Genomic DNA, 1,641 nt, shown 5'->3' with positions numbered 1-1,641 from the left:
GTCAAATATGAATGGATGCCAAACTCGGCTTATAAGAATTTTAAATTACTTGAAGCTGAATTTCGGGGAATCTTATTATCATATGGAAAAGAATATAAGATTCAATTTAACTAATACCATATTTGCATTCCTACAAACAATTGTAATGAAGTACTTAGAACTTGCATTGAATCGCCCAATAGTCCCCGGTCGCGCGCTCGCGGCTGACGATATCGATCCCGACATCGGCGCTCCAGCGGTCCGGCCATTCCGACCACAACCACACGGCCTCGAACAGCTCGGCATATTGCGGATCGGTTACGAGATAGTTGGCAAACAGGCGCTCGAACAGGTCGCCCTTGTCGCGGTTATTTCGGGCGGCTTCGGTGAATTCGGCCAGTAGGTCTTGAATCGTGGTGGGCATCGCGGATTTCCTTCGCTCTCGATTCGGGATGCGTCGGCGGTCAAGCGGCGTCCGTGGGGCATCCGTGGGCTCCGAAGAATAACACCCTGGGGAATATTCCACGCAGGACTGACGACAGCGCAGACCCGCGCGCGCCGGGGTTTCCTCTCTTCCCGAATGATTCTCGCCGTCGCGGTCATCTTGGGCGGGGGCTGTAGGGAGTCCCCAGCCTGGTTGTTCCCTTTTCGGTAAAGCCCAGCGGCCTTGAGCGTCGGCGCTTGGATGCGCTGATCAGCGTCAACGTGCGGCCTCGCTCCCAGGCATCGGCACAGCTTGCGTTCCGCTCTATCATGTACTATATACGACACATGACATTTAGTAGCTATCTCCGCACAACTCGCGAAGCCCTGCGCAAGCAGGACAAGGGCTACTCGTTGCGCCAGGTCGCGCAGCGGGTCGGGATCGAGCCGGCGTATCTGAGCAAGGTCGAGCGCGGCGAGGTGGCGCCGCCCTCCGAGGCGACGATCCGCAAGCTCGCGCTGGAATTGCACGAGGACGCGGATGTGCTGCTCGCGATGGCGGGCAAGGTGTCGTCGGAGCTACAGGCGATTATCCGCGCCCGGCCGCGCTTGTTCGCCGAGGTGCTGCGTCAGCTTCGGGAATTGCCAGACGACGCGATCCTGCGCGTGGTGCGTGAGGTTCGGAACGGCGACTGGTAGCGTCTGTCACAGGAGAACAGCCATGATCGAACTCACCCAGGATCGACTCGAATTCCGCTTCCCCGAGGTGCATACCGAGGCCCGCTGCCGTATCGACTTTCAGCGTACCCTGCGCATCCCCGACGATAACCGCGACTATCCGCTACCGCCCGGCTTGGGGCGTTTCCCGTTGCAGCATGTCGATGACTTCAAGTCACGGGTGCCGGCGGACTGGCTGCGCCATGGCGGGGTGTTCCTGCCGATGTATCAGGCGGAGGCGCTGTGGATCAATTTCGCGGGCGACTATCCCTGTGCGGTCAAGATCGCGGCCGGCAAGATCAACGCGGTGACCGGCGAGGCGTGGCAGGAGGCGTTGGCGCCGCTGCCACAGGATTATGTGGTGGTGCCAGACCAGCCCTGGCTGGATGGGTTCGCGGTGCGCCAGGGCCTGATCCGTCAGTTCGTGGCGATGCCGCTGGGCGCGGGCTATACGGCCGAGGAGCAACTGACCGGGACCGGCGAGCATGGCGGCCTTCAGATCGTTGTCTACCCGATGAAGGC

General features: G+C 60.2%; 3 protein-coding genes. 2 read left to right on the top strand and 1 reads right to left on the bottom strand.

Translation table 11 applies throughout. The features are described 5' to 3' along the window. Window positions 1–154 precede the first annotated feature (154 nt). Window positions 155–403 carry a hypothetical protein gene (locus QZY07_RS21265; RefSeq protein ID WP_295407079.1) on the bottom strand — a complete coding sequence of 83 codons (249 nt, stop codon included), beginning with the start codon at window positions 401–403 and terminating at the stop codon, window positions 155–157. 347 nt (window positions 404–750) lie between these two features. Between QZY07_RS21265 and QZY07_RS21260 the strand changes: the two genes are divergently transcribed. After that, window positions 751–1,101 (top strand): helix-turn-helix domain-containing protein, encoded by a 351-nt coding sequence (locus QZY07_RS21260; protein ID WP_295407076.1) that lies wholly within the window; start codon window positions 751–753, stop codon window positions 1,099–1,101. 22 nt (window positions 1,102–1,123) lie between these two features. Further along, on the top strand, window positions 1,124–1,641 hold a 518-nt coding region (locus tag QZY07_RS21255; protein ID WP_295407074.1), incomplete at its 3' end, for a hypothetical protein.

Source organism: uncultured Thiocystis sp., assembly GCF_903866365.1.
Taxonomy (GTDB): domain Bacteria; phylum Pseudomonadota; class Gammaproteobacteria; order Chromatiales; family Chromatiaceae; genus Chromatium.
This window is presented reverse-complemented; position numbering and strand designations above follow the sequence as displayed.